Source organism: Streptomyces aureus (assembly GCF_000725495.1).
In the GTDB taxonomy this organism is placed as follows: domain Bacteria; phylum Actinomycetota; class Actinomycetes; order Streptomycetales; family Streptomycetaceae; genus Streptomyces; species Streptomyces aureus_B.
Genome location: NZ_KL647039.1, coordinates 236675 through 261733, shown reverse-complemented (window position 1 = coordinate 261733; position 25059 = coordinate 236675). Strand labels below are relative to the sequence as shown.

At 69.1% G+C, this 25059-nt stretch carries 32 protein-coding genes and 1 pseudogene; 26 read left to right on the top strand and 7 right to left on the bottom strand.

The features are described from left to right. Positions 1 to 2 precede the first annotated feature (2 nt). The 3 genes from IO36_RS37445 to IO36_RS37435 form a co-directional block, all read right to left on the bottom strand. Positions 3 to 2165: a hypothetical protein gene (locus IO36_RS37445; RefSeq protein ID WP_051901230.1), complete on the bottom strand. Its 2163-nt coding sequence runs from the start codon at positions 2163 to 2165 to the stop codon at positions 3 to 5. 2 nt (positions 2166 to 2167) lie between these two features. Continuing rightward, positions 2168 to 3403, bottom strand: coding sequence for a hypothetical protein (locus IO36_RS48740; protein WP_037627027.1), 1236 nt, complete (start codon positions 3401 to 3403; stop codon positions 2168 to 2170). Between the two features lie 508 nt (positions 3404 to 3911). Further along, on the bottom strand, positions 3912 to 4613 hold the full coding sequence (locus IO36_RS37435) for a Crp/Fnr family transcriptional regulator (protein ID WP_037627026.1): 702 nt from the start codon (positions 4611 to 4613) through the stop codon (positions 3912 to 3914). A 432-nt stretch (positions 4614 to 5045) separates the two neighbouring features. On the opposite strand from IO36_RS37435, the gene rpsL reads away from it, so the two are divergent. From rpsL to gdhA, 5 genes are all read left to right on the top strand, one after another. Next, positions 5046 to 5417 carry a 30S ribosomal protein S12 gene (gene rpsL, locus IO36_RS37430; protein ID WP_037627024.1) on the top strand — a complete coding sequence of 124 codons (372 nt, stop codon included), beginning with the start codon at positions 5046 to 5048 and terminating at the stop codon, positions 5415 to 5417. 2 nt (positions 5418 to 5419) lie between these two features. Then, positions 5420 to 5890: a 30S ribosomal protein S7 gene (gene rpsG, locus IO36_RS37425; protein WP_003992340.1), complete on the top strand. Its 471-nt coding sequence runs from the start codon at positions 5420 to 5422 to the stop codon at positions 5888 to 5890. Positions 5891 to 5929: 39 nt separating this feature from the next. Continuing rightward, positions 5930 to 8056 (top strand): elongation factor G, encoded by a 2127-nt coding sequence (gene fusA / locus IO36_RS37420; RefSeq protein ID WP_037627021.1) that lies wholly within the window; start codon positions 5930 to 5932, stop codon positions 8054 to 8056. 143 nt (positions 8057 to 8199) lie between these two features. Next, a complete protein-coding gene (gene tuf / locus IO36_RS37415; protein WP_037627019.1) occupies positions 8200 to 9393 on the top strand; it encodes an elongation factor Tu in 1194 nt (397 codons plus the stop codon). Between the two features lie 350 nt (positions 9394 to 9743). After that, on the top strand, positions 9744 to 11099 hold the full coding sequence (gdhA, locus tag IO36_RS37410) for an NADP-specific glutamate dehydrogenase (RefSeq protein ID WP_037627017.1): 1356 nt from the start codon (positions 9744 to 9746) through the stop codon (positions 11097 to 11099). 120 nt (positions 11100 to 11219) lie between these two features. Here gdhA and IO36_RS48735 read toward each other — a convergent pair. The 3 genes and pseudogenes from IO36_RS48735 to IO36_RS37400 all read right to left on the bottom strand — a co-directional run. Then, positions 11220 to 11342: pseudogene (locus IO36_RS48735) on the bottom strand (PIN domain-containing protein); the annotation flags it as partial. A 10-nt stretch (positions 11343 to 11352) separates the two neighbouring features. After that, positions 11353 to 12237 carry a helix-turn-helix domain-containing protein gene (locus tag IO36_RS37405; RefSeq protein WP_051901229.1) on the bottom strand — a complete coding sequence of 295 codons (885 nt, stop codon included), beginning with the start codon at positions 12235 to 12237 and terminating at the stop codon, positions 11353 to 11355. 178 nt (positions 12238 to 12415) lie between these two features. Beyond that, positions 12416 to 12964 (bottom strand): ATP-binding protein, encoded by a 549-nt coding sequence (locus tag IO36_RS37400; protein WP_037627013.1) that lies wholly within the window; start codon positions 12962 to 12964, stop codon positions 12416 to 12418. Positions 12965 to 13097: 133 nt separating this feature from the next. On the opposite strand from IO36_RS37400, the gene IO36_RS37395 reads away from it, so the two are divergent. The 3 genes from IO36_RS37395 to IO36_RS37385 are packed head-to-tail and all read left to right on the top strand — an operon-like array spanning position 13098 to position 14805. Next, the gene (locus IO36_RS37395; RefSeq protein ID WP_037627011.1) at positions 13098 to 13952 is read left to right on the top strand and encodes a helix-turn-helix domain-containing protein; all 855 of its coding nucleotides are present in this window, start codon (positions 13098 to 13100) and stop codon (positions 13950 to 13952) included. Further along, a complete protein-coding gene (locus IO36_RS37390; protein WP_037627008.1) occupies positions 13949 to 14158 on the top strand; it encodes a DUF397 domain-containing protein in 210 nt (69 codons plus the stop codon). The genes IO36_RS37395 and IO36_RS37390 overlap by 4 nt, the downstream gene beginning before the upstream one ends. Further along, a complete protein-coding gene (locus tag IO36_RS37385; protein ID WP_037627007.1) occupies positions 14155 to 14805 on the top strand; it encodes a hypothetical protein in 651 nt (216 codons plus the stop codon). The genes IO36_RS37390 and IO36_RS37385 overlap by 4 nt, the downstream gene beginning before the upstream one ends. 16 nt (positions 14806 to 14821) lie before the next feature. On the opposite strand, the gene IO36_RS37380 is transcribed toward IO36_RS37385, so the two are convergent. Further along, a complete protein-coding gene (locus tag IO36_RS37380) occupies positions 14822 to 15841 on the bottom strand; it encodes a hypothetical protein (RefSeq protein ID WP_037627006.1) in 1020 nt (339 codons plus the stop codon). A gap of 153 nt (positions 15842 to 15994) precedes the next feature. Between IO36_RS37380 and IO36_RS37375 the strand changes: the two genes are divergently transcribed. From IO36_RS37375 to rpsH, 18 genes are all read left to right on the top strand, one after another. Then, a complete protein-coding gene (locus IO36_RS37375) occupies positions 15995 to 16477 on the top strand; it encodes a hypothetical protein (RefSeq protein ID WP_158997726.1) in 483 nt (160 codons plus the stop codon). Between the two features lie 35 nt (positions 16478 to 16512). Then, positions 16513 to 16977, top strand: coding sequence for a hypothetical protein (locus IO36_RS37370; RefSeq protein ID WP_037627003.1), 465 nt, complete (start codon positions 16513 to 16515; stop codon positions 16975 to 16977). Between the two features lie 546 nt (positions 16978 to 17523). Continuing rightward, the gene (rpsJ, locus tag IO36_RS37365; RefSeq protein WP_003948644.1) at positions 17524 to 17832 is read left to right on the top strand and encodes a 30S ribosomal protein S10; all 309 of its coding nucleotides are present in this window, start codon (positions 17524 to 17526) and stop codon (positions 17830 to 17832) included. 17 nt (positions 17833 to 17849) lie between these two features. After that, on the top strand, positions 17850 to 18494 hold the full coding sequence (gene rplC, locus IO36_RS37360) for a 50S ribosomal protein L3 (RefSeq protein ID WP_037627001.1): 645 nt from the start codon (positions 17850 to 17852) through the stop codon (positions 18492 to 18494). A 4-nt stretch (positions 18495 to 18498) separates the two neighbouring features. Then, positions 18499 to 19155, top strand: a complete 657-nt coding sequence (gene rplD / locus IO36_RS37355; protein WP_037627000.1) for a 50S ribosomal protein L4 — start codon at positions 18499 to 18501, stop codon at positions 19153 to 19155. Beyond that, positions 19155 to 19571, top strand: coding sequence for a 50S ribosomal protein L23 (rplW, locus tag IO36_RS37350; protein WP_037626998.1), 417 nt, complete (start codon positions 19155 to 19157; stop codon positions 19569 to 19571). The genes rplD and rplW overlap by 1 nt, the downstream gene beginning before the upstream one ends. Before the next feature lie 39 nt (positions 19572 to 19610). After that, positions 19611 to 20447 (top strand): 50S ribosomal protein L2, encoded by an 837-nt coding sequence (gene rplB / locus IO36_RS37345; RefSeq protein WP_037626996.1) that lies wholly within the window; start codon positions 19611 to 19613, stop codon positions 20445 to 20447. 12 nt (positions 20448 to 20459) lie between these two features. After that, positions 20460 to 20741 (top strand): 30S ribosomal protein S19, encoded by a 282-nt coding sequence (gene rpsS, locus IO36_RS37340; RefSeq protein ID WP_015035577.1) that lies wholly within the window; start codon positions 20460 to 20462, stop codon positions 20739 to 20741. Between the two features lie 43 nt (positions 20742 to 20784). Continuing rightward, a complete protein-coding gene (rplV, locus tag IO36_RS37335) occupies positions 20785 to 21132 on the top strand; it encodes a 50S ribosomal protein L22 (RefSeq protein WP_003974262.1) in 348 nt (115 codons plus the stop codon). After that, entirely contained in the window at positions 21132 to 21965 is an 834-nt protein-coding gene (gene rpsC / locus IO36_RS37330; RefSeq protein WP_037626993.1) for a 30S ribosomal protein S3, read from the top strand. Before rplV ends, rpsC begins: the two co-directional genes overlap by 1 nt. A gap of 5 nt (positions 21966 to 21970) precedes the next feature. Next, a complete protein-coding gene (rplP, locus tag IO36_RS37325; protein WP_037626991.1) occupies positions 21971 to 22390 on the top strand; it encodes a 50S ribosomal protein L16 in 420 nt (139 codons plus the stop codon). Further along, a complete protein-coding gene (rpmC, locus tag IO36_RS37320) occupies positions 22390 to 22614 on the top strand; it encodes a 50S ribosomal protein L29 (protein WP_003998824.1) in 225 nt (74 codons plus the stop codon). Before rplP ends, rpmC begins: the two co-directional genes overlap by 1 nt. Then, positions 22614 to 22898 carry a 30S ribosomal protein S17 gene (gene rpsQ / locus IO36_RS37315; protein ID WP_037626988.1) on the top strand — a complete coding sequence of 95 codons (285 nt, stop codon included), beginning with the start codon at positions 22614 to 22616 and terminating at the stop codon, positions 22896 to 22898. Before rpmC ends, rpsQ begins: the two co-directional genes overlap by 1 nt. A 98-nt stretch (positions 22899 to 22996) precedes the next feature. After that, the gene (gene rplN / locus IO36_RS37310) at positions 22997 to 23365 is read left to right on the top strand and encodes a 50S ribosomal protein L14 (RefSeq protein ID WP_003998823.1); all 369 of its coding nucleotides are present in this window, start codon (positions 22997 to 22999) and stop codon (positions 23363 to 23365) included. A gap of 2 nt (positions 23366 to 23367) precedes the next feature. Then, the gene (gene rplX / locus IO36_RS37305; RefSeq protein WP_037626986.1) at positions 23368 to 23691 is read left to right on the top strand and encodes a 50S ribosomal protein L24; all 324 of its coding nucleotides are present in this window, start codon (positions 23368 to 23370) and stop codon (positions 23689 to 23691) included. Then, complete coding sequence (rplE, locus tag IO36_RS37300; protein ID WP_037626984.1) at positions 23691 to 24248, top strand: 50S ribosomal protein L5; 558 nt, start codon at positions 23691 to 23693, stop codon at positions 24246 to 24248. Before rplX ends, rplE begins: the two co-directional genes overlap by 1 nt. Before the next feature lie 5 nt (positions 24249 to 24253). Then, entirely contained in the window at positions 24254 to 24439 is a 186-nt protein-coding gene (locus IO36_RS45410) for a type Z 30S ribosomal protein S14 (protein ID WP_003948630.1), read from the top strand. Between the two features lie 211 nt (positions 24440 to 24650). Then, positions 24651 to 25049, top strand: a complete 399-nt coding sequence (gene rpsH, locus IO36_RS37295; RefSeq protein ID WP_010986352.1) for a 30S ribosomal protein S8 — start codon at positions 24651 to 24653, stop codon at positions 25047 to 25049. Positions 25050 to 25059 lie beyond the last annotated feature (10 nt).

Below are 25059 nucleotides of genomic sequence, written 5' to 3'. Positions count from 1 at the left end.
GTTCAACTCCTCGATGGATCTGGGGTGGAGGGGGTCAGAAGGGCGAGCAGCCGGTCGGCCACGGGCGGGCGCGGTCCGCCGTCCGGGGCCCGCAGGCCGGCCAGTTCGTGGCCCAGGCGTTTGCGGTCGTCCGCCGTCACGACCAGCGCGGGCAGCAGCAGCTCCAGGGCCTGGGCGACGTCCGCCCGGTGCTCGGCCAGCCGCACCCAGGTGTGCAGGGCGTTCAGGGCGCCCCGGGTGTGCCCGCGGTCGCCGAGCGCGGTGCGCCACAGGGTGGCCAGGTCGCGGGCCGAGTCCGCCTCGTACATGCCGGTGTCGGCGTACCACTCGACGAGCGCGCCCTCCTCCGCGTTGTCGCAGGAGCGGACGAACGCGGCCAGCGCGAGCGCCCGCACGGAGGCCGTGTCGTGGTGGAGCAGGCGCACCAGCTCGGAGAGCATCTCGCCGCGCCGGGTGCCCACCGAGAGCAGCAGGGCGGTGGAGTCGACCAGGTTCTTGGACTCCGTCTTGCTGCTGCCTCCGGCGCGGGCGCGGGCGGCGAGCGCGCTGAGCGCCGGGCCCGCGAGGTCGGGGCGCAGCGGGGTGAGCAGGCCGAACGCGCGGATCGCGGTCCAGCGGCGGGCCCAGTGGCCGTCCGTGCACCACTGGGTGAGCAGGCGCAGGACGACGGGTGCGTCGAGGAGCTGGGCGAGCGTGAGGGTGTTGGCGGCGGTGACCCGGGGGCCGAAGGCCTTGGACACGGCCCAGCCGTCGATCAGCAGCGCCATCGCCGAGGGCAGGTCGGCGCGGGCCAGCAGCGCGGCGGCCGCGGCGGCCCGGGTCCGTACGACGGGACGGCGGTCGCGGGCCAGTTCCCTGAGCCAGGCGACCAGCGCGGGCCGTGCCGACGGATGGCCCGTCCAGACCTCGCCGAGCAGCACCCGGGGGGTGGTCTCCTTCTTGAAGCGGGCCGTGAACTGGGGGACCGGGCCCCAGTCGGTCTCCTCGGTGCGTAACTCGCCCTCGGCCCGTGCCCGCTCCAGCCGGGTCTCGGCGGAGAGCCCGAACACCGGGATCTCCGGCGGCTGCTCGGGGTGCTGGAGCCGCTGGAAGTGCACGAACAGCGTGTCGGCGAGTTCCGCGGCGAGCACGTACGGAGCCTGGTCGAAGACGGCGAGAGAGATGAGGAACGCCTTGTCGCGCAGGGTGGACTCGGGGTCGCCGAGCCATTCCCGGCACTGCTGCTCGACCGCCGCGTGCCCGAAGTCGGCGAGGCGGGCCGCCGCCTCCTCGCCGCCGTCGTAGCGGGCGACCTCGGCGGCGAAGCGGGCCGCCTCTGCGGGGCGGTGGGCGTCGCGGGCGAGGAAGTCGCGGACGGGGCCGAGGGCGAGCAGTCCCGCGCCGGCGTCGGGATCCTCGCGCAGGTCGGCGAGGTGGGCGCGCAGCACGGCGGCCGCGTCCGGGGGCTCCCAGGGGCAGGGGGTGACTCCCGGCAGGAAGGGGGAGTTCTCGACGGTGACGACCAGGTGGCCGCCGGTCTTCGCGAGCCGGTCGCGGGCCGCGTAGAGGTGGGTGTCGCGCAGCGGGCGGTTGCGGCTCAGCGGCAGGTCCCGCAGGACGTAGCCGCCGGGCGCGGTGAGCTGGGCCGCCAGGTTCGCCGGTCCGGTCTCGGCGGACAGCGCATGGACGGCGGGCGCGCCCAGGCGGTGCAGCAGCATCAGGGCGGCGGCGTGGCGGCCGGTGGAGTGGGCGCCGGCCAGGACCAGGACGCGCTCCTCGCGCAGCCGGGCCAGGGCGGCGCCGAAGGAGGGGCCCTCGGCGAAGACCGCGGCGAGCGCGTCGAGCCGCTGCTCGGGTATCTCCCCGGAGGCGTACTCCGCGGTGGCCGTCCCGTGGTGGTGGATCTCCGTCTTGCCGCCGAGGAACACGTCACGGGCCGAGCCGCCCGCCGAGACGCCGTGCTGCGCCCCGGCGACCACGCTGCCGCCGAAGGAGGCGGCCTCGCCGAAGATGAATCCCGGGGTGTGCGCGACGAGTTCGCGCTGGGCGGCTCTGGCCTCCTGGGTGTCCTCCTCGGGCTCGGCGGCGTCGGTACCCGCCCCGGCCTCCGGGCGGAGGCCGTCCGGCCAGGACGCGTCAGCCGGTGGTACGTCGTCGGGGCCGCCCCGCGTCGGGGGCGCGGACACCGTCACTTCGCCCCACCCCCGCTGCCGCCCAGGTGGACGTCGCCGGTGACCTGGCCGCCGGACACCCCGTGCTGGTCCCCGCCGACGAGGCTGCCGCCGAAGCTGGGCGAGCCCCCGCCGAAGTCGAAGACGACGCCTGCGGCGGGCGCGCCGGGCCGGGTCCGCGGGGCGGCCTCCTGCTCGGGCTGCTCCGCCGGAGTGGGCCGCGGGGGCTGCTCGGGCTGCTGGGGCTGCTCGGACCGGGCCGGCTCGTGCGGGCCGGACCCGCCCGCCGCCGCCCCGGCGGGCCCTGCCGCTCCCGCCGTGCCGACCGACTGCGCAGCTCCCGCCACCCCTGCCGCTCCCGCCGGCTGCGCCGCCGCCCCTGCCGCTCCCGCCGGCTGCGCCGCCGCCCCTGCCGCTCTCGCCGGCTGCGCCGCCGCCCCTGCCGCTCTCGCCGGCTGCGCCGATTCCGTCGCCCCTGCCGTCCCCGTCGGCTGTGCCGTTCCCGCCGCTCCCGACGGTCCCGTCGACTCCGCCGCTCCCGTCACCCCCGACGGTCCCGTCCGCTCCGCCGCTCCCGGTGATGGCGTGCGGGGCGTCGGCGAGGCTGCCCCCGGCGCCGGGCTCTCCCCCGAGCAGTCCGGCGCCGGGGCTCCCCCGCCTTCACCGTGGTCGTCCGCCCCGTGCGGGACCGGGCCGTGCAGCCAGGCCCGCAGGGGTCCGTTCTTGCTGTCCACCGTCACCGGGTGGAAGTCGTCCGCCGGGATGCCCGGGTGGCCGTGCCGCACGATCCCCGTGTGCACCCCCTCCGAGACGCACAGGGCGAAGTCGTCCGGCCGCTCCCGCAGGGCCGCCCGCAGCAGGCGGGCGTCCAGGAGCCGGCAGGCGTGGTTGAGGTCGGAGCCGACCCAGCCGTCGAGCTCGTCGACGGCGACGTAGCCGGTGGCGACGACACCGCGCAGCCGGATCTGGGCTGAACTGGACGCCGTCCGGTTGACCGAGCGCAGCAGCTCGGGCACCTCGGTGAGCAGGGCGCGCAGCAGGGCGGTGACGGAGGCGTTCGCGTCGATCAGCTCCATCACCGAGTCGCCGCGGTCCGCCCGCAGCCGCAGCCGCTCGTCGATGCCGGCGCTCTCCAGCGCGCGGTCCGTGATGTCGTAGAGCATCCGGCGCAGATAGGCCTGCTCCACGTCGTCCCGGTCGCTGTACTTCTCGATGTCCAGCAGAAGGATCGTCCGGTTCACGGGGTCGGTCATGGTCGCCTTTCGGTGGGGGCCTCGCCTGGCAAGCAGGGTGGCGGCACCGGTGGGCCGGGTGGGAGGTCGGATGTCCCACTCGAAGTGTGACCGTGTGCACAGAAGCGATCCGCCGTCACGGCCGCCCCGGCGGTGAGCGGCCGCCCCGGCCGCCCCGGGCGCCCCAGGCCCGTGAGCGCGGCCCGGCAGGGGCCGGGGGACGGGGTCCGGAGGCGTGCCTCGCGGCGGCCGACCGAGGGCGGAGGAGTGCCTCCGTACCGGGCGTCGGACCGGAGCTGCCGGGAGCCGTCGGACCCGAGCGGCCGGAAGCGGTCCGGCCGAAGTGGTCGGGAGGTGTCGGACCGGAGCTGCCGGGAGCCGTCGGGCCCGAGCGGCCGGAAGCGGTCCGACCGAAGTGGTCGGGAGGCGTCGGATCGGAGTGGTCGGGAGCCGTCGGGCCCGAGCGGCCGGGAGCCGTCCGGCCGGAGCGGTCGGGAGGCGTCGGGCCGGAGTGGTCGGGGGCGGTGGATCATCCGCGGGCGATCCGCCGCAGGACGTCCATGCGCAGGATCACCATCGTCCGCCGCCCCGTCAGCACCGCGTCCCGCTCCCGGAGTTCCTTCAGCAGCCGCTGGACCATCTCCCGGGACGCGCCCACCGAACCGGCGAGCTCCTGCTTGCTGAGCGGGACGGAGAGTTCGACGCCCGCCTCGGTGCGCCGGCCGTTCGTGCGGGCCAGGTCGAGCAGCAGCGCCGCGAAGCGTTCGCGGACGCTCATCGAGGCGAACTCCAGCCGGCGCCGGTCGGCGGCGCGCGTGCGGTCCGAGGTGAGACCGAGCAGGGCGAAGGAAACAGCGGGGGAGCGGGCCAGGAAGTCCCGGAAGTGCTCGCGCACGAGCGCGACCGTGCGGACCGGCTCCAGGGCCGTCACCGTCGCGGAGCGCGGCCGCCCGGTGAGCGCCGCGGACTCCCCGACGATGTCGCCGGGGCCGCGCAGCGCGAGCAGCGCCTCGTAGCCGTTGGCGGCGGCGGCCGTCACCTTCGTCCAGCCGTGCGTGACGATCAGGACGTGCGAGGAGGGCTCGCTCTGGTGCAGGAGCACCATCCGGGGCGCGAAGGACAGCTCGCGGCCGAGCGCCAGCAGCGAGGAGCGGTCCTCGCTCTCCAGCCGGGCCAGGAACGGCACCCGGTCGTCCAGGCTCTCGTCCCCGCCTAAGGATCCAGCCGCCATGAGTCCATCCCCCGTCCCCCGGTCGGGCCCGCCGGCCGACGCACGGTGATCGGTGCGCGGCAACGGGTCACCGTACTCACTCAGTGTGTGCGGTGCGGACCCGTTCGGAGACTTTCATCGCGGAACCGATGACAAGCTGCGCCAAGTGTGAAGTACCCCGAGAATGGATCGGGAGAAGTCCGGCGTGTCGGGCACCACGGCATTTGTTTTGACCGAAGTCCGTGAGGTAGGTACGCTCATACCTTGTGCCTGGGGTGTGCCCTGGCTCTCGTGCGTGCCTTCAGACCGCAAGGGGAGCCGTAAGCGGCCACCGCAATCTGCGCCCTTTCCGCCTTGCGGCGAGGGGTTCGCAGCATTCGACACACCCGACCGCGTGGGTCGGTGGCGTTTCAGGTTAGCTTCACCATTCGGCACACAGAAACCGGAGAAGTAGTGCCTACGATCCAGCAGCTGGTCCGGAAGGGCCGGCAGGACAAGGTCGAGAAGAACAAGACGCCCGCACTCGAGGGTTCGCCCCAGCGTCGTGGCGTCTGCACGCGTGTGTTCACGACCACCCCGAACAAGCCGAACTCGGCCCTGCGTAAGGTCGCGCGTGTGCGTCTGACCAGCGGCATCGAGGTCACGGCCTACATTCCGGGTGAGGGACACAACCTGCAGGAGCACTCCATCGTGCTCGTGCGCGGCGGCCGTGTGAAGGACCTGCCGGGTGTTCGCTACAAGATCATCCGCGGTTCGCTCGACACCCAGGGTGTCAAGAACCGCAAGCAGGCCCGCAGCCGCTACGGCGCCAAGAAGGAGAAGTAGAAATGCCTCGTAAGGGCCCCGCCCCGAAGCGCCCGGTCATCATCGACCCGGTCTACGGTTCCCCTCTGGTGACCTCCCTCATCAACAAGGTGCTGCTGAACGGCAAGCGCTCCACCGCCGAGCGCATCGTCTACGGCGCCATGGAGGGCCTGCGTGAGAAGACGGGCAACGACCCGATCATCACGCTGAAGCGCGCGCTGGAGAACATCAAGCCGACCCTCGAGGTCAAGTCCCGCCGCGTCGGCGGTGCGACGTACCAGGTGCCGATCGAGGTCAAGCCCGGTCGCGCCAACACGCTCGCGCTGCGCTGGCTCGTCGGTTACTCGCGCGCCCGTCGCGAGAAGACCATGACCGAGCGTCTGCTCAACGAGCTTCTCGACGCCTCCAACGGCCTCGGTGCCGCTGTGAAGAAGCGCGAGGACACCCACAAGATGGCCGAGTCCAACAAGGCCTTCGCGCACTACCGCTGGTAGTCGCTACCCCCATCGAGACCGAGAGAAGACTGAAGCCTCATGGCTACCACTTCACTTGACCTGGCCAGGGTCCGCAACATCGGGATCATGGCCCACATCGACGCGGGCAAGACGACCACCACCGAGCGGATCCTCTTCTACACCGGCGTCAGCTACAAGATCGGTGAAGTCCACGACGGCGCTGCCACCATGGACTGGATGGAGCAGGAGCAGGAGCGTGGCATCACGATCACCTCTGCTGCCACCACCTGTCACTGGCCCCTCGAGGACAACGACTACACGATCAACATCATCGACACCCCCGGGCACGTCGACTTCACGGTCGAGGTGGAGCGTTCGCTCCGCGTCCTCGACGGTGCCGTCACGGTGTTCGACGGTGTCGCGGGTGTCGAGCCGCAGTCCGAGACGGTGTGGCGTCAGGCCGACCGTTACGGTGTGCCGCGCATCTGCTTCGTGAACAAGCTGGACCGTACCGGCGCCGAGTTCCACCGCTGCGTGGACATGATCGAGAACCGCCTGGGCGCGGTCCCGATCGTCATGCAGCTCCCGATCGGTGCCGAGATGGACTTCCAGGGCGTTGTGGACCTCGTCCGCATGAAGGCGCTCGTGTGGTCCGCCGAGGCGGCCAAGGGCGAGATGTACGACGTCGTCGACATCCCGGCCACGCACACCGAGGCTGCCGAGGAGTACCGCGGCAAGCTGGTCGAGACCGTCGCCGAGCACGACGACGAGATCATGGAGCTGTTCCTGGAGGGCCAGGAGCCCACCGAGGAGCAGCTGTACGCCGCGATCCGTCGCATCACCATCGCGTCCGGCAAGTCCAAGGACGTCACGGTCACCCCCGTGTTCTGTGGCACCGCGTTCAAGAACAAGGGCGTTCAGCCCCTGCTCGACGCGGTCGTGCGCTACCTGCCGACTCCGATCGACGTCGAGGCCATCGAGGGCCACGACGTGAAGGACCCGGAGCTGGTCGTCAAGCGCAAGCCGTCCGACGACGAGCCGCTCTCCGCCCTCGCGTTCAAGATCATGAGCGACCCGCACCTGGGCAAGCTCACCTTCGTCCGGGTCTACTCGGGCCGTCTCGAGGCGGGCAGCGCTGTGCTGAACTCCGTCAAGGGCAAGAAGGAGCGCATCGGCAAGATCTACCGCATGCACGCGAACAAGCGTGAGGAGATCGAGTCGGTGGGCGCCGGCGACATCGTCGCCGTCATGGGCCTGAAGCAGACCACCACCGGTGAGACGCTGTCCGACGACAAGAACCCGGTGATCCTGGAGTCCATGGACTTCCCGGCGCCGGTCATTCAGGTCGCCATCGAGCCCAAGTCCAAGGGTGACCAGGAGAAGCTGGGTGTCGCCATCCAGCGTCTCGCGGAGGAGGACCCCTCCTTCCAGGTCCACTCGGACGAGGAGACCGGCCAGACCATCATCGGTGGTATGGGCGAGCTGCACCTCGAGGTGCTGGTCGACCGTATGCGCCGTGAGTTCAAGGTCGAGGCCAACGTCGGCAAGCCGCAGGTCGCGTACCGCGAGACGATCCGTCAGGCCGTCGAGCGTCTCGACTACACGCACAAGAAGCAGACCGGTGGTACCGGTCAGTTCGCCAAGGTGCAGATCGCGATCGAGCCGATCGAGGGCGGCGACGCCTCGTACGAGTTCGTGAACAAGGTCACCGGTGGCCGCATCCCGAAGGAGTACATCCCTTCGGTCGACGCGGGTGCGCAGGAAGCCATGCAGTTCGGCATCCTGGCCGGCTACGAGATGACGGGCGTCCGCGTCATTCTTCTCGACGGTGGTTACCACGAGGTCGACTCCTCCGAGCTCGCCTTCAAGATCGCCGGTTCGCAGGCCTTCAAGGAGGCCGCGCGCAAGGCCAAGCCCGTGCTCCTCGAGCCGATGATGGCCGTCGAGGTCACCACGCCCGAGGACTACATGGGCGAGGTCATCGGCGACATCAACTCCCGCCGTGGCCAGATCCAGGCCATGGAGGAGCGCATGGGCGCCCGGATCGTCAAGGGTCTGGTCCCGCTCTCGGAGATGTTCGGCTACGTCGGAGACCTCCGCAGCAAGACGTCGGGTCGCGCAAGCTACTCGATGCAGTTCGACTCCTACGCCGAGGTTCCGCGGAACGTCGCCGAGGAGATCATCGCGAAGGCCAAGGGCGAGTAACACAGCTCGTTTACACGCTTTAGGCTTGACACCGACCGCCGGGGTTTCACCGGTAAGGGACAACCCCGGCGGACGGCACCCCAGCAAAGATCACCTGGCGCCGATGAGTAAGGCGTACAGAACCACTCCGTAGGAGGACCCCAGTGGCGAAGGCGAAGTTCGAGCGGACTAAGCCGCACGTCAACATCGGCACCATCGGTCACATCGACCACGGTAAGACGACCCTCACGGCCGCCATTACCAAGGTGCTGCACGACGCGTACCCGGACCTGAACGAGGCCTCGGCCTTCGACCAGATCGACAAGGCTCCTGAGGAGCGCCAGCGCGGTATCACGATCTCGATCGCGCACGTCGAGTACCAGACGGAGGGCCGTCACTACGCCCACGTCGACTGCCCCGGTCACGCGGACTACATCAAGAACATGATCACGGGTGCGGCGCAGATGGACGGCGCCATCCTCGTTGTCGCCGCCACCGACGGCCCGATGCCGCAGACCAAGGAGCACGTGCTCCTGGCCCGCCAGGTCGGCGTTCCGTACATCGTCGTCGCCCTGAACAAGGCCGACATGGTGGACGACGAGGAGATCCTGGAGCTCGTCGAGCTCGAGGTCCGTGAGCTCCTCTCCGAGTACGAGTTCCCGGGCGACGACCTGCCGGTCGTCAAGGTCTCGGCGCTCAAGGCGCTCGAGGGCGACAAGGAGTGGGGCCAGACCGTTCTGGACCTCATGGCCGCCGTCGACGAGTCCATCCCCACCCCGGCTCGTGACGTCGACAAGCCGTTCCTCATGCCCGTCGAGGACGTCTTCACGATCACCGGTCGCGGTACGGTCGTCACCGGCCGTATCGAGCGTGGTGTCCTGAAGGTCAACGAGACCGTTGACATCATCGGCATCAAGCAGGAGAAGACCACGACCACGGTCACGGGCATCGAGATGTTCCGCAAGCTGCTCGACGAGGGCCAGGCCGGTGAGAACGTCGGTCTGCTCCTCCGTGGCATCAAGCGCGAGGACGTCGAGCGCGGCCAGGTCATCATCAAGCCGGGTTCGGTCACCCCGCACACCGAGTTCGAGGCCCAGGCCTACATCCTGTCCAAGGACGAGGGTGGCCGCCACACGCCGTTCTTCAACAACTACCGTCCGCAGTTCTACTTCCGTACGACGGACGTGACGGGCGTTGTGACCCTCCCCGAGGGCACCGAGATGGTCATGCCCGGTGACAACACCGAGATGACCGTCGCGCTGATCCAGCCGGTCGCCATGGAAGAGGGCCTGAAGTTCGCCATCCGTGAGGGTGGCCGGACCGTGGGCGCCGGCCAGGTCACCAAGATCACGAAGTGATTTTGTGCCTGACCCGGTAGCTTCAGCCTGAGCTGAGCTTCCACGAAGGGGCCCGTACGACTTCGGTCGTACGGGCCCCTTTCGCATGCCCGGCCCGTCGGGCGGGTCGGACATGTATACGAAGTTCGAGCACGGGTGTGCCGTGGCGGTAGTTCTCCCAGGTGAAACGAATTCCTGGTGCGTGTCGAAAGAATCACGTAACGCATCCGTAATTCAAGGGGAAGACTGTAGGGACGATCTCCCGCCTCCGGGCGGGGGACCGACTGCTCTGCGCACCGACGCCGCCGGAACCGACCGGTCGAACCGACCCCGGTCGGCCGCCCCGACGGCCCTGCCCGAAGGGACCCCAGGTGACCCGCCCCGACACGAAGAGCCGCATCGCCGCCCTGCTCGCCGACATCGAGCTGCGCAATCCGGCCCAGCCCGAGTTCCTCCAGGCCGCCAACGAGGTGCTCGAAACCCTGGCCCCGGTCCTCACGCAGCGCCCCGAGCTCGCGGACGCGGCCCTCGTCGAGCGGCTGGTGGAACCGGAGCGGCAGATCATCTTCAGGGTGCCGTGGCAGGACGACCACGGCAAGGTCCACGTCAACCGGGGCTACCGCGTGGAGTTCAACAGCGCGCTCGGCCCGTACAAGGGCGGTCTGCGCTTCCACCCGTCGGTGAACCTCGGCATCGTGAAGTTCCTCGGCTTCGAGCAGATCTTCAAGAACGCGCTGACCGGCCTCGGTATCGGTGGTGGCAAGGGCGGCAGCGACTTCGACCCGCGCGGCAGGTCGGACGCCGAGGTCATGCGCTTCTGCCAGTCCTTCATGACCGAGCTGTACCGCCACATCGGTGAGCACACGGACGTGCCCGCGGGCGACATCGGCGTGGGCGGCCGCGAGATCGGCTATCTCTTCGGCCAGTACCGCCGCATCACCAACCGCTGGGAGGCCGGTGTCCTGACCGGCAAGGGCACGCACTGGGGCGGTTCGCTGATCCGTCCCGAGGCGACCGGCTACGGCAACGTCCTGTTCGCCGCCGCCATGCTGCGCGAGCGCGGCGAGGACCTGGAGGGCCAGACCGTGGTCGTCTCCGGCTCCGGGAACGTCGCCACGTACACGATCGAGAAGCTCACCGCCCTCGGCGCCAACCCGGTGACCTGCTCCGACTCGACGGGCTACGTCGTCGACGACAAGGGCATCGACGTCGCCCTGCTCAAGCAGATCAAGGAGGTCGAGCGCGGCCGGGTCTCCGACTACGCGGCCCGGCGCGGCGCGTCGGCGCGGTTCGTCGCGAACGGCAGCGTCTGGGACGTGCCGGCCGATGTCGCGCTGCCCTCGGCCACCCAGAACGAGCTGGACGCGGCCGCTGCGGCCACCCTGATCGGCAACGGCGTCAAGGCGGTCTCCGAGGGCGCCAACATGCCGACCACCCCCGAGGCGGTCCACCTCTTCCAGAAGGCGGGCGTCGCCTTCGGCCCCGGCAAGGCGGCCAACGCGGGCGGTGTCGCGGTCAGTGCGCTGGAGATGAGCCAGAACCACGCCCGTACGTCGTGGCCGCGCGAGCGGGTCGAGAACGAACTGGCCGGGATCATGAACAACATCCACGCCATCTGCCACGAGACCGCCGAGCGCTACGGCGTCCCCGGCGACTACGTCAGCGGCGCGAACATCGCGGGCTTCGAGCGGGTCGCGGGCGCGATGCTGGAGCAGGGCGTGATCTGACCGGGGTCCGATCCGACCGAGGTCCGCGAGGGCGGCCGGACGGTCGGCGTCGGCAAGGGTCCGTGCGGCTTCGGTCGTACGGGCCCTTCGCCGTGTCGGGGGCCGGATGGAATCCGGAGGTCATCCCGCCGGTGCGAACACGCTGCGTTCCACCAGGTCCGGGAGGATGCGGGCGGCGGCTCGGAAGTCCTGGTCGTCGTGCAGGACGGTGAGGCCGTGGTGGGCGGCCGTGGCGCAGACCAGCCAGTAATTGCTACCTCGAACCTGAGGACATCGGAGAAGGCGAGGCGGTCTGACAGCCGCCGCACCTGCCCGGCTCAGGCCCTCGGAAGGCGCGGTCGCAACCTTCGCAGTTCTGGAGTGGGTGCCGGACGTCTCTGACCGTGAGGGGGGAGCGGAAGGGAGGCGGGGGCGGCAGCAGGGCCTCGAGGCGGTGGGCGAGGAGGGCGGCCGGGCGGTGCAGGTCTTCGAGTGGCAGGTCCCTGGTCAGGGCGTGACATACGGCGATGGGGGTGAGGTCGCGCTCCAGCCAGGCGGCGACGCCGGGGGAGAGGTGCTCGGTGTCGGTGGTGGAGAGGAGGAGGCGGGGGTCCTCGCGGCGGAGGCCCGCGAGGAGGTCGGTGGCCGTCCGGAGGAGAGCGGGGGAAGGGCGAGCGGGTTGCGGGACGGCCGGGAGCGCCTTGCGGCGGGGGCGGTCGGCCGGGGCAGGGCGTCGGGTCGGTGGCTTGGGTCCCGTGGTCGCGGCCTGCGTGCCGTGGCGGCCGGGGTGGTTGCAGGACACCGTGCGGGTGACGATCCGGCCGTCGGGTGTGCGTTCGCGGGTGCGGCGCAGATAGCCGTGGGTCTCCAGCTCGCGCAGGGCGGCGGCGATCCGGGTGGCGCCCTCGGGGAAGCGGGCGGCGAGGGTCTTGATGTCGACGGGGGCGCCGGCGGGCAGCGACTGGATGTGGGCGCCGAGCCCGATCGCGAGTCCGGACAGCTCCGGATGCTGGGTGAGGTGGTTGCCGATCACCGTGAAGCGCTCGGTGTGGCGGGTGTTGTCGTGCACCACGCCGGAACGGGGGCGCCTGTGAGGGTGGTTTTTGCCCGGCATGCGGGACTGGAGACGCTCGGGCGCGCTAGGGTTTTCAGTGTCCATCAGGAAGCTCCGAACTTCCTCGGTGGTCAGGCCCTCGCACTGGGATCGCTAGTCCCGGCGGGGGCCGTCACATTTTCTGGCGCAGGTCCGCGGCTGGCTGCGGATACCTGCGGTCGTGATCTGTCGCGCTGAGCGTAGGGCAGGCAACCCCACCCGAATCCAGCCCGGTTGGGCATATTCACTCGGGGGAGTGAGACCGCGCCGCGGGCGGGAGGGGTGGGGCTTGGCGGGGGTTCTTTCTCCCCGGTGGTGCTTGGAAAAGACCGCAGGCCGCACCGGAGCACGGTCCGCCGTGCTCCGGTTCCCGGAGCCTCAGTTCGGCCCAGACGGTCTTGCGCGGGGCGGGGCCGGGTGTCACGCCCCAGCGGTGCGCGAACGCATCCACGAGGAGCAGCCCGCGGCCCGACCCGGCGCCGGGATCCGCCCCGCCGGCCCGGGGGAGACGGTCACCGACGGTGTCCGTCACCTCGATGCGGAGGGTGTCGCCGACGACGTACAGCGTGAGCCGGAAGTCCCTTCCCCGTACGCGGCCGTGCGTCGCCGCGTTGTTCGCGAGCTCCGCGACGACCTGGTCGGCCGGACTCAACGGAAGCTCCCAGGAGCGGAGTTGCTCGGTCGCCAGCAGCCTGGCCAGACGGGCGCCGCGGGGCGTGGGGGACAGCAGCACGCTGAAGTTGCGGACGGGTTCGACGCGTTGGGCCTCCGGCCCGGCGGTTTCCTGATTCACGTCACTCAGCGTGTCCGACGCTGCCTACTCTGAGCAGCGATGACGCCGGTACGTATCGGGACTGTCCGGTCGTTGTCCCGATCTGTCCCGGCTGTCCCGGGTGTCGTCCGGGAACCCTGGGCGTTGGAGGTGGGTGGGTGTGAGCAGCGAGAGCGCGGACGAGCCGGGGTGGGACGTCAGCCCCGAGGACGAGGTCGCCCCGGTCGTCGAGGCGACCGGCCGCCAGATCAGGCTCTGGCGCGAGGCGGCCGGGATGCGGGTGGTCGACTTCGGACGGGCCATCGGCTACGGGGAGGACCTGGTCCGCAAGGTGGAGCGCGGCGCCCGGATCCCCCGGGCGGACTTCCTGGACCGCGCGGACGACGTCCTGAACGCCGAGGGGCGCCTTCGGGCCTTCAAGGAGGACATGGAAAAGGCCCGGTACCCGAAGAAGGTGCGCGAGCTGAAGATGCTGGAGGAGAGGGCGGTCGAGCTGCTGCTGTACAGCAACCACAACATCCATGGGCTGTTGCAGACGGAGGAGTATGCGCGGGCGCTGTTCGGTACGTGGCGGCCCACTCTGTCTCAGGACGGGTTGGAACGCGCGGTGGCCGCACGTATGGCCAGGCGGACGATTTTCAGCCGGTCACCCGTTCCGGAACTCAGCTTCGTGCAGGAGGAGGTGACCCTGCGCCGACCCGTCGGCGGGAATTTGGTGCATCGCCGTCAGCTCGAACACCTGCGGGAGATGGCAGAGTTGACGCAGGTCGAGTTCCAGGTGATGCCCACCGCACGAGCCGATCATCCTGGCGCGGCCGGACGGATCCAGGTGCTGAAGTTCGGAGACGGCACGGCGGTGGGACGTACCGACGACGAGTTCAACGGACGCCCGGTCTCCGACCCGAGACAGCTCCGGATTCTCGAACTGCGGTACGGCATCATCAGGGCTCAAGCTCTCTCACCGGGGGAGTCGCTGGCCTTCATCGAGCAAGTGCTGGGAGAGACATGACCCACGGGACCTCGGCCGGCGAAGCGTCCGAACTGAAGTGGTTGAAGAGCAGCTACAGCGACAGCAGTAACCCCAGTGACTGCGTCGAAGTAGCCCACACCCCCGCCACCATCCACGTCCGTGACTCCAAAGACCCGGACGGTGCCCAACTGATGGTGGCGCCCGGGGCCTGGGTTGTGTTCATTCGCTTCGCGGCTCGGCGTTGACCGAGAGGGCGGAGATCCACCCGCAGAGCTACGCACGTACCGTCTTCGCGGCCCTCGGCGGGGTCGTCGAGATCGGGGCGGTGAACCACACCGGTACCTGGGATCTGGCGGATGTCTCGGTGGGGGACTTCCTGGCCCCCAGGGGCGAGGCCGTCGCCCGGGTCATGGCGGCCGTCCGGACGATCGGCCGGTTCGACGACGCGGGCATGGCCGTCGCGGACGAGCTGGGGTACCTGCGCGAGCACCCCGTCGAGGCGCCGTGGCTGCTGCTCTGGTCGGCGGGGATCACCTGGGATCCGGAGTCGCCGGAGGACCTCGCGTACCTGGAGGACCCGCGGGTGGTGCGTCGGATGTGCCGGATGGGCGCGGACCTCCAACTGGCGAACCTGCTGGACGCCTTGGTGACCGCCGGCATAGCGGCCAGGGTCGACGCCGAGGAGGGTGGGGGCCTGATCGCCGAGGTCGTCCGCGACGCCTGCGAGCTGGTGGACGAGACCGGTCGCAGCACACCGGAGAACGTGTTCCGCATGTGGCGGGTGGCCCGTCTGCCGGACGTCCTGCGCCCGGACTCCGGCGCGCCGGAATGGGGCAAGGCGGGGTACAGGGCGTACGACGCGGAGCTGGAGTGGTTGCAGGCGCCGGGCTGAACCCCGCCGGGGCCGGTCACTGCATGTTCTGCACGTGCGGATGGTCGTACGAGGCGACGCAGACGTAGACCTGCAGGTTGTAGCTCCGGCCGATGGTGAGCCGGGTGGAGCAGGCCGGGCCGAGGAAGTGGAGGCCGTCGTAGCCGGCGTCCTCCAGGGGGCGCCAGCTCCCGGTGCCGCCGTCCCATTCGGTGCCGTCGACGGTGAGCAGCGGGCGCACGTCCGAGCCGCACTCGGGGCAGGCCATGGGGAACGGGTCGCTGAAGCTCCACGGGGCGTGGCCGCCGAGTTTGCAGCCGGGGGCGACGCTGAGGTCGTACTGGTAGTCGACGGTCGCGACGTCGTCCTCGTCGTCGGGGTTCTGCTCGTCCTCCCAGGCCTCGATCCGGTCGGCGAGCTCCTCGGGCAGCTCGTGGGGGGCCGGGTACTCGGTGACCGTCTCCGGGTGGAGCAGGCAGGGCTCGGGCAGGTAGGTGTCGCTGCCGATCACCGAGGGCCCGGGTGGTGCGGCGAGCGGGTCGGTGACGTCGGCGGAGGAGCGCCAGCGCAGTTCCACCGCGGGGAGGTAGTCCTCGTCGTGGTCGAACGGGCACCACAGGACCTGGAGCAGATCGGCGCCGGCGGGGCGGGGCAGCGCGGGGACGTCGGCGGCGTAGACCTGGACCACGGGGATGAGGGGGACCGGTCCGTCCTGCGGGAGGGGCCGGTCGTCGACCGCGCGGTCGACGATCTCCCGCTCGTCGGGGGTGAGCAGGTCCGCGCCCTCAGCGCGGGGCCGGGTCCAGGCGTCGTCGAGGATGCGCCGCCGCTGCCGTACGTCGTCGGGCGCCACACCGCGGTGCGTGGGCGCGTCGTGGTCCGGGCACGTGGGCCACGGCTCACCTGAGGGCCACAGCAGGGGACCGCCGACCGAACTGTCCCGGGCGGTCGGCGCGCCCGGCCGCGGATGCAGCCGGACGGCGCTGCGGGCCAGCGCCGCGAGTTCGGGAAACGGGACGGTGACGTCGAGGGGCCGTGGGGGCGTGGTCCGAGCCATGAAGGGAGGCTACGGGCCCGACGGCGGCTGCCGAACCGCAGAGGTGCTCCCTGTAAGTTCGCTTGCGCGTAAGGGTGTTGTCGAGGTGGGCGTGACGGGGGTCGCGGCATGGCGGGGAATCGGCCGGGGGACCGGCATGTGCTGGAGCACGGCGTGTTCCGAGCCGCGCCGGACACGAGGACCGTGTGGGCGGAATTGCCGGCCGAGGTCCTGGAAGCCGTCGCCCGATGCGACGCGGAGCGTCTTGAGGTGGAGCGGTCCCGGGTCGCACCGGCGCTGCGGGAGAGGATCACGACTCCCGTCTACTCGGTCGCCGATCGGTTCGCTTCCTGGGAGCGTGTGGTGCGCCGGATGGAGCCCGGTCGGTCGAGCGACGACTTCTATCCCGTCAGCGCCTACGAGAACGACCTCGACTCCCGTGACTCGCTGGAGCAGTTGATGCCCGGGCTGCCCGCGGAGGCCCGGGAGGGCGCGCTGGGGCAGCTGCTGGCGCGGTTGGACGAACGCTTCGCGGCCGCGAGCGTTCCGGATCCGGAGCGGTCGCTGCGCGCCTGGGTGCGTCCGACGAAGGAGCGTCCCGAGGCGGAACTCGCGCAGTGGTGGAAGCGCAGGCCACTGCGTGATCCGTGGGATTGATCCGTGACATCGGGTGGGAGCGCTGAAGGATCGGTATGACGTCCGGATACGACTGGGAAACCGGCAGGGGCCTGCTGCGTATCGACGACCCCGCCGAGGTGGACGCGGCGTTCGAGCGCGGGGCGGGGCATCTCGGCACCGCGGTGATCGGGCTGGCCTTCAACTGTCCGCTGGAGGAGGCGTCACCTCGGATCGTCCGGGCCATGCGGTTGCCGGATCTCGATCAGCGCGCGTTCGCCTGCACCGCGGCCGGCACTGCGGCGCGTGTCAACGGCCGGTTGACCCCCGAGCTGTACGCCGCCCTGAGCGCGGAGGGGCCCCGAAGCATCGCCGAGTACGCCGTCAAGGACACCTTGACCTTCGTACCGTTCCGGCGGCTGCCCCCGCGCTTCAAGTGGTGGAAGGTCGTCTCGGGGGTGCGCAACAAGCTGGAGGGCTGGTGGCTGCGGTCGGGGGAGACGATCGAGGACGCCTGGAGCACGCTGCGCCGACGAGGCTGAGCCGGAGCCGAGCCCGATGCCGGGTGGGGCGTAGCCGCCGGCGGGGGCGAGGGGAGAGGCATGCCGTCCGGCAGGGAGAAACGGGGCAATCGGCGGAAAATGCCGGGGTCGTTTCGGTTGTGGTCGAGCCGGGTTTGATCTGCGTCACCTTAGGGGTACGATCCTCGGCTCGATTGGCCAGGGGGGCGTCCGGTATGGCAGACTAACGGGGTTGCTCGGTCGAGTGCCGATGCTGCGCGCCTCCCGTCGGGAGGACTGGAAGCGAGTCCCACAGTACTCGTCGCCCCATCTGTCGTCAGGCAGCGCTGGGGCGGACGTACGGGAATCTTCCGGGAAGTGTCAGCGGGGTGCAGACCAGGCGCCCGGTGGGTGTTCAGCCCCCGGTCCTGCGGTTGCTTTCGGGCGGGCCGCGTCCCTCGTAGGGAAATCCCTTGTGGATATCTGTGCGGCAGGAGCGCGACACACCCGACCGCGTGGGTCGGAGACCAGGACGCGAACCCCCGGGTACCAGAGCGTTTTACCGAGACAAAGGACTACTGAGTAGCCATGGCGGGACAGAAGATCCGCATCCGGCTCAAGGCCTACGACCACGAGGTCATCGACTCCTCGGCGAAGAAGATCGTCGAGACGGTGACCCGCACTGGTGCGTCGGTCGCGGGCCCGGTGCCGCTGCCCACTGAGAAGAACGTGTACTGCGTCATCAAGTCGCCGCACAAGTACAAGGACTCTCGCGAGCACTTCGAGATGCGCACCCACAAGCGCCTCATCGACATCCTCGACCCCACGCCCAAGACCGTTGACTCCCTGATGCGACTCGACCTTCCGGCCGGTGTCGACATCGAGATCAAGCTCTAGGGATCGGTGATCTGAGAATGGCTAAGCAGATCAAGGGCATCCTGGGCGAGAAGCTCGGCATGACGCAGGTGTGGGACGAGAACAACCGTGTTGTTCCGGTCACCGTCGTCAAGGCCGGCCCGAACGTCGTGACCCAGGTCCGTACGAACGACGTCGACGGCTACGAGTCCGTCCAGATCGCGTTCGGCGAGATCGACCCGCGCAAGGTGAACAAGCCCCTCAAGGGCCACTTCGCCAAGGCCGACGTCACTCCCCGCCGCCACCTCGTCGAGATCCGTACCGCTGACGCCAGCGAGTACACCCTCGGCCAGGAGATCACCGCTGAGGTGTTCGAGGCCGGCATCAAGGTGGACGTGACCGGCAAGAGCAAGGGCAAGGGCTTCGCCGGTGTCATGAAGCGTCACAACTTCAAGGGCCTCGGCGCTGGACACGGTGTCCAGCGCAAGCACCGCTCCCCCGGCTCCATCGGTGGCTGTGCCACCCCGGGTCGTGTGTTCAAGGGCGTCCGCATGGCGGGCCGCATGGGCAACGAGCGGGTCACCACCCAGAACCTGACCGTTCACGCCGTTGACGCGGAGAAGGGCCTGCTCCTCATCAAGGGAGCCATCCCGGGTCCGAACGGCGGCCTCGTCCTGGTCCGTACCGCGGCCAAGGGGGCTTGAGGACATGAGCACCATTGACATTCTGTCGCCCTCCGGCGACACCGCCGGGACTGTTGAGCTCCCGGCCGAGATCTTCGACGTAGAGAAGATCAGCATCCCGCTGCTCCACCAGGTTGTCGTCGCGCAGCTGGCCGCGGCCCGTCAGGGCACGCACAAGGTCAAGCGTCGTGGCGAGGTCCGTGGTGGTGGCCGCAAGCCTTACCGCCAGAAGGGCACCGGCCGCGCGCGCCAGGGTTCGACCCGTGCGCCGCAGTTCGCCGGCGGTGGCGTCGTTCACGGCCCCACCCCGCGTGACTACTCGCAGCGGACCCCGAAGAAGATGAAGGCCGCGGCCCTGCGCCACGCCCTCACCGACCGGGCCCGCAACGCTCGCATCCACGTCATCACCGGCGTGATCGAGGGCGAGACCCCCTCCACCAAGGCCGCGAAGAGCTTCCTCGGCAAGGTCAGCGAGCGCAAGAACGTGCTCCTGGTCATCGAGCGCTCCGACGAGGCCGCGCTGCTCTCCGCGCGCAACCTGCCCCAGGTCCACATCCTGGAGCCGGGCCAGCTGAACACGTACGACGTTCTCGTCTCGGACGACGTGGTCTTCACCCAGGCCGCTTTCGAGTCCTTCGTGTCTGGCCCCCAGGCCGCTGACACCGAAGGGAGCGAAGCCTGATGGCTACGCGTCACCCGAGCATTGCCTCGAAGGCCGCCAAGGCCGCCAAGGCCGCGCGCGTCGCCAAGGCGAAGCGCCACGAGGCCGAAGGCAAGAACACCGTCGAGACCCCGCTGAGCAAGAGCTTCACGGACCCCCGTGACGTCCTCCTCAAGCCGGTCGTCTCGGAGAAGAGCTACGCGCTTCTCGACGAGGGCAAGTACACCTTCGTCGTGGACCCGCGGGCCAACAAGACCCAGATCAAGCAGGCCGTCCAGGCGGTCTTCTCGGTCAAGGTCACCGGGGTCAACACGATCAACCGTCAGGGCAAGCGCAAGCGCACCAAGACGGGCTTCGGCAAGCGTGCTGACAGCAAGCGCGCGATCGTGACCCTCGCCGAGGGCGACCGTATCGACATCTTCGGCCAGGCCTCCTAACGGAGCGCCCTGGTCCGAATATCGGACGAGGACTGAGAAATGGGAATCCGCAAGTACAAGCCGACTACGCCGGGCCGTCGCGGCTCCAGCGTCGCCGACTTCGTCGAGGTCACGCGGTCCACGCCGGAGAAGTCGCTGGTCCGCCCGCTGCACAGCAAGGGCGGCCGTAACAACACCGGTCGTGTGACGGTTCGCCACCAGGGTGGCGGACACAAGCGCGCCTACCGCGTGATCGACTTCCGTCGTCACGACAAGGACGGCGTGCCGGCGAAGGTCGCGCACATCGAGTACGACCCCAACCGCACCGCGCGCATCGCGCTGCTGCACTACGCGGACGGCGAGAAGCGCTACATCCTCGCCCCCCGCAACCTGTCGCAGGGTGACCGCGTCGAGAACGGTCCCGGGGCCGACATCAAGCCGGGCAACAACCTGGCGCTCCGCAACATCCCGGTCGGTACCACGATCCACGCGATCGAGATCCGTCCCGGTGGCGGTGCCAAGTTCGCCCGCTCCGCCGGTGCCTCGGTGCAGCTGCTCGCGAAGGAGGGCACCATGGCCCACCTCCGCATGCCCTCCGGTGAGATCCGCCTGGTCGACCAGCGCTGCCGCGCCACGGTCGGCGAGGTCGGCAACGCCGAGCAGAGCAACATCAACTGGGGTAAGGCCGGCCGTAAGCGCTGGCTGGGCGTTCGCCCGTCCGTCCGCGGTGTGGCGATGAACCCGGTTGACCACCCGCACGGTGGTGGTGAGGGTAAGACCTCCGGTGGTCGTCACCCGGTCTCCCCGTGGGGTCAGAAGGAGGGTCGTACTCGTTCGCCGAAGAAGGCTTCGAACAAGTACATCGTCCGCCGCCGCAAGACGAACAAGAAGCGCTAGGAGCGGGTTTAGATGCCGCGCAGTCTCAAGAAGGGACCCTTCGTTGACGGCCACCTCGTAAAGAAGGTGGACGCTCAGAACGAAGCCGGTACCAAGAACGTCATCAAGACCTGGTCCCGTCGCTCGATGATCATCCCGGCCATGCTCGGCCACACGATCGCGGTGCACAACGGCAAGACCCACATCCCGGTGTTTGTCACCGAGTCGATGGTCGGCCACAAGCTCGGCGAGTTCTCGCCGACGCGCACCTTCCGGGGTCACGTCAAGGACGACCGGAAGTCGAAGCGCCGCTAGTAGCGGGGTGGAATCGACCATGACAGACACTGGAAGGACAACCATGGAAGCCAGGGCCCAGGCGCGGTACATCCGCGTTACGCCCATGAAGGCCCGCCGAGTGGTGGACCTTATCCGTGGCATGGATGCCACGGAGGCTCAGGCGGTCCTGCGTTTCGCCCCGCAGGCCGCGAGCGTGCCGGTTGGCAAGGTGCTGGACAGCGCCATCGCCAACGCCGCGCACAACTACGACCACACCGACGCCGACAGCCTCTTCATCTCCGAGGCGTACGTCGACGAGGGTCCGACCCTGAAGCGGTTCCGTCCGCGCGCCCAGGGCCGTGCCTACCGGATCCGCAAGCGGACCAGCCACATCACCGTGGTCGTCAGCAGCAAGGAAGGAACCCGGTAATGGGCCAGAAGGTTAACCCGCATGGGTTCCGGCTCGGCATCACCACGGACTTCAAGTCCCGCTGGTACGCCGACAAGCTGTACAAGGACTACGTCAAGGAAGACGTCGCCATCCGTCGGATGATGACGTCCGGCATGGAGCGCGCCGGCATCTCGAAGGTTGAGATCGAGCGCACCCGTGACCGCGTGCGGGTGGACATCCACACCGCGCGTCCCGGCATCGTCATCGGCCGCCGTGGCGCCGAGGCCGACCGCATCCGCGGTGACCTCGAGAAGCTCACGGGCAAGCAGGTCCAGCTGAACATCCTCGAGGTCAAGAGCCCCGAGACCGACGCTCAGCTGGTTGCCCAGGCCGTTGCCGAGCAGCTGTCCTCCCGCGTCTCCTTCCGTCGCGCCATGCGTAAGAGCATGCAGGGCACGATGAAGGCCGGCGCCAAGGGCATCAAGATCCAGTGTGGTGGCCGTCTCGGCGGCGCCGAGATGTCCCGCTCGGAGTTCTACCGCGAGGGCCGTGTGCCCCTGCACACGCTCCGCGCGAACGTCGACTACGGCTTCTTCGAGGCCAAGACGACCTTCGGCCGTATCGGTGTGAAGGTCTGGATCTACAAGGGCGACGTCAAGAACATCGCCGAGGTTCGCGCCGAGAACGCCGCTGCCCGCGCCGGCAACCGCCCGGCCCGTGGCGGCGCTGACCGCCCGGCCGGCCGTGGTGGCCGCGGTGGCGAGCGTGGCGGTCGCGGTCGTAAGCCGCAGCAGGCTCCCGCTGCCGAGGCCCCCAAGGCCGAGGCTCCGGCTGCCGCCGCTCCGGCTGAGAGCACCGGAACGGAGGCCTGACCGACATGCTGATCCCCCGTAGGGTCAAGCACCGCAAGCAGCACCACCCGAAGCGACGCGGTCAGTCCAAGGGCGGTACGCAGGTTTCGTTCGGCGAGTACGGCATTCAGGCCCTCACGCCGGCGTACGTGACGAACCGCCAGATCGAGGCCGCTCGTATCGCGATGACCCGCCACATCAAGCGTGGCGGCAAGGTCTGGATCAACATCTACCCGGACCGCCCGCTCACCAAGAAGCCTGCCGAGACCCGCATGGGTTCCGGTAAGGGTTCCCCCGAGTGGTGGATCGCGAACGTGCACCCGGGCCGGGTCATGTTCGAACTGTCCTACCCCAACGAGAAGATCGCCCGTGAGGCCCTCACTCGCGCAGCCCACAAGCTGCCGATGAAGTGCCGGATCGTCAAGCGCGAGGCAGGTGAAGCGTGATGTCGGCCGGTACCAAGGCGTCCGAGCTGCGCGAACTGGGTGACGAGGAGCTTCTCGCGAAGCTCCGCGAAGCCAAGGAAGAGCTGTTCAACCTCCGCTTCCAGGCGGCGACCGGTCAGCTCGAGAACCACGGTCGGCTCAAGGCCGTCCGCAAGGACATCGCGCGGATCTACACCCTGATGCGTGAGCGCGAGCTGGGCATCGAGACGGTGGAGAGCGCCTGATGAGCGAGAGCAACGTGACTGAGCAGAAGACCGACCGCGGCTTCCGCAAGACCCGTGAGGGTCTGGTCGTCAGCGACAAGATGGACAAGACCGTCGTCGTCGCCGTCGAGGACCGCGTGAAGCACGCGCTGTACGGCAAGGTCATCCGCCGTACGAGCAAGCTCAAGGCCCACGACGAGCAGAACGCCGCAGGCGTCGGCGACCGCGTCCTCCTCATGGAGACCCGGCCGCTGTCCTCGACGAAGCGCTGGCGCATCGTCGAGATCCTCGAGAAGGCCAAGTAATTACCTGAGGGGTTTCCCTCAGGTTCGTTCCGCCAGGCTCGGGGCGGGTCGTCCTGGACGACCCGCCCCGGGAACCGGCAGACAATCAGGAGATAGACGTGATCCAGCAGGAGTCGCGACTGCGTGTCGCCGACAACACTGGTGCGAAGGAGATCCTTTGCATCCGTGTGCTCGGTGGCTCCGGTCGCCGCTACGCGGGCATCGGTGACGTCATCGTCGCCACCGTCAAGGACGCGATCCCCGGCGGCAACGTGAAGAAGGGTGACGTCGTCAAGGCCGTCATCGTTCGCACCGTCAAGGAGCGCCGCCGTCCGGACGGCTCGTACATCCGCTTCGACGAGAACGCCGCCGTCATTCTGAAGAACGACGGCGACCCTCGTGGCACCCGTATCTTCGGCCCCGTCGGCCGTGAGCTGCGCGAGAAGAAGTTCATGAAGATCATCTCGCTCGCGCCGGAGGTGCTGTAAGCATGAAGATCAAGAAGGGCGACCTGGTCCAGGTCATCACCGGTAAGGACAAGGGCAAGCAGGGCAAGGTCATCGCGGCCTTCCCCCGCGAGGACCGCGTCCTGGTCGAGGGTGTCAACCGGGTCAAGAAGCACACGAAGGCCGGCCCCACCGCCAAGGGTTCGCAGGCCGGCGGCATCGTCACGACCGAGGCGCCCGTCCACGTCTCCAACGTCCAGCTGGTCGTTGAGAAGGACGGCAACAAGGTCGTCACGCGCGTCGGTTACCGCTTCGACGAAGAGGGCAACAAGATCCGCGTTGCCAAGCGGACGGGTGAGGACATCTGATGGCTACCACCACCACTCCGCGTCTCAAGACGAAGTACCGCGAGGAGATCGCGGCGAAGCTGCAGGAAGAGTTCTCCTACGAGAACGTCATGCAGACGCCGGGCCTCGTGAAGATCGTGGTCAACATGGGTGTCGGCGACGCCGCCCGTGACTCGAAGCTCATGGACGGTGCCGTCCGTGACCTCACCACGATCACCGGTCAGAAGCCGGCCATCACCAAGGCCCGCAAGTCCATCGCGCAGTTCAAGCTGCGTGAGGGTCAGCCGATCGGTGCCCACGTCACGCTCCGTGGCGACCGCATGTGGGAGTTCCTGGACCGCACCCTGTCGCTCGCGCTCCCGCGCATCCGCGACTTCCGTGGTCTGTCCCCCAAGCAGTTCGACGGCCGTGGCAACTACACCTTCGGTCTCACGGAGCAGGTCATGTTCCACGAGATCGACCAGGACAAGATCGACCGTACCCGGGGCATGGACATCACCGTGGTGACCACGGCGACCAACGACGCTGAGGGCCGTGCCCTTCTCCGTCACCTCGGCTTCCCCTTCAAGGAGGCGTAAGCGAGATGGCGAAGAAGGCTCTGATTGCCAAGGCTGCTCGTAAGCCCAAGTTCGGTGTGCGTGGTTACACGCGCTGCCAGCGCTGCGGTCGTCCGCACTCCGTGTACCGCAAGTTCGGCCTCTGCCGCGTGTGCCTTCGTGAGATGGCTCACCGTGGCGAGCTGCCGGGCGTGACCAAGAGCTCCTGGTAGTCCCAGTAATTCTGGGGTTCCAGGGCTCTCGGTAAGCAATGGGCTCGGTCGGGTGCCCAGCTCTCCATGGCTTAGGCTAGGAGGGTTGGGCGCCTGACGCCCACACGACTTACTACGCCGTAGGTCCCCGCACCGCACCCGTCCCGCCCATGAGTGGGGAGAGGGATGGCGCATACAGGAAACCCCGGCGAGAGAGGCCGAAGGCCAATTCATGACCATGACTGATCCGATCGCAGACATGCTTACGCGTCTGCGTAACGCGAACTCGGCGTACCACGACACCGTGGGTATGCCGCACAGCAAGATCAAGTCGCACATCGCGGAGATCCTCCAGCAGGAGGGCTTCATCACGGGCTGGAAGGTCGAGGACGCCGAGGTCGGCAAGAACCTCGTTCTCGAGCTGAAGTTCGGCCCGAACCGTGAGCGCTCCATCGCGGGCATCAAGCGGATCTCCAAGCCCGGTCTCCGGGTTTACGCGAAGTCCACCAACCTGCCCAAGGTGCTGGGTGGCCTCGGCGTGGCGATCATCTCCACGTCGCACGGGCTCCTCACCGACAAGCAGGCCGGCAAGAAGGGCGTAGGCGGAGAAGTCCTCGCCTACGTCTGGTAGCGGAAGGGAA

What these genes read in the sequence shown, in the direction of transcription:
- rpsQ (WP_037626988.1), top strand. Translation starts at nt 22,614, where the DNA reads ATGAGCGAGAGCAACGTGACTGAGCAGAAGACCGACCGCGGCTTCCGC.
- rplE (WP_037626984.1), top strand. Translation starts at nt 23,691, where the DNA reads ATGGCTACCACCACCACTCCGCGTCTCAAGACGAAGTACCGCGAGGAG.
- rplV (WP_003974262.1), top strand. Translation starts at nt 20,785, where the DNA reads ATGGAAGCCAGGGCCCAGGCGCGGTACATCCGCGTTACGCCCATGAAG.
- IO36_RS37405 (WP_051901229.1), bottom strand. Translation starts at nt 12,237, where the DNA reads ATGGACACTGAAAACCCTAGCGCGCCCGAGCGTCTCCAGTCCCGCATG.
- rplX (WP_037626986.1), top strand. Translation starts at nt 23,368, where the DNA reads ATGAAGATCAAGAAGGGCGACCTGGTCCAGGTCATCACCGGTAAGGAC.
- rplW (WP_037626998.1), top strand. Translation starts at nt 19,155, where the DNA reads ATGGCTACGCGTCACCCGAGCATTGCCTCGAAGGCCGCCAAGGCCGCC.
- rplD (WP_037627000.1), top strand. Translation starts at nt 18,499, where the DNA reads ATGAGCACCATTGACATTCTGTCGCCCTCCGGCGACACCGCCGGGACT.
- rplC (WP_037627001.1), top strand. Translation starts at nt 17,850, where the DNA reads ATGGCTAAGCAGATCAAGGGCATCCTGGGCGAGAAGCTCGGCATGACG.
- fusA (WP_037627021.1), top strand. Translation starts at nt 5,930, where the DNA reads ATGGCTACCACTTCACTTGACCTGGCCAGGGTCCGCAACATCGGGATC.
- IO36_RS37390 (WP_037627008.1), top strand. Translation starts at nt 13,949, where the DNA reads ATGACCCACGGGACCTCGGCCGGCGAAGCGTCCGAACTGAAGTGGTTG.
- rplP (WP_037626991.1), top strand. Translation starts at nt 21,971, where the DNA reads ATGCTGATCCCCCGTAGGGTCAAGCACCGCAAGCAGCACCACCCGAAG.
- rpsG (WP_003992340.1), top strand. Translation starts at nt 5,420, where the DNA reads ATGCCTCGTAAGGGCCCCGCCCCGAAGCGCCCGGTCATCATCGACCCG.
- rpsC (WP_037626993.1), top strand. Translation starts at nt 21,132, where the DNA reads ATGGGCCAGAAGGTTAACCCGCATGGGTTCCGGCTCGGCATCACCACG.
- IO36_RS37380 (WP_037627006.1), bottom strand. Translation starts at nt 15,841, where the DNA reads ATGGCTCGGACCACGCCCCCACGGCCCCTCGACGTCACCGTCCCGTTT.
- rpmC (WP_003998824.1), top strand. Translation starts at nt 22,390, where the DNA reads ATGTCGGCCGGTACCAAGGCGTCCGAGCTGCGCGAACTGGGTGACGAG.
- rpsJ (WP_003948644.1), top strand. Translation starts at nt 17,524, where the DNA reads ATGGCGGGACAGAAGATCCGCATCCGGCTCAAGGCCTACGACCACGAG.
- rpsH (WP_010986352.1), top strand. Translation starts at nt 24,651, where the DNA reads ATGACCATGACTGATCCGATCGCAGACATGCTTACGCGTCTGCGTAAC.
- IO36_RS45410 (WP_003948630.1), top strand. Translation starts at nt 24,254, where the DNA reads ATGGCGAAGAAGGCTCTGATTGCCAAGGCTGCTCGTAAGCCCAAGTTC.
- IO36_RS37370 (WP_037627003.1), top strand. Translation starts at nt 16,513, where the DNA reads ATGACGTCCGGATACGACTGGGAAACCGGCAGGGGCCTGCTGCGTATC.
- IO36_RS48740 (WP_037627027.1), bottom strand. Translation starts at nt 3,403, where the DNA reads ATGACCGACCCCGTGAACCGGACGATCCTTCTGCTGGACATCGAGAAG.
- IO36_RS37435 (WP_037627026.1), bottom strand. Translation starts at nt 4,613, where the DNA reads ATGGCGGCTGGATCCTTAGGCGGGGACGAGAGCCTGGACGACCGGGTG.
- rplB (WP_037626996.1), top strand. Translation starts at nt 19,611, where the DNA reads ATGGGAATCCGCAAGTACAAGCCGACTACGCCGGGCCGTCGCGGCTCC.
- rpsS (WP_015035577.1), top strand. Translation starts at nt 20,460, where the DNA reads ATGCCGCGCAGTCTCAAGAAGGGACCCTTCGTTGACGGCCACCTCGTA.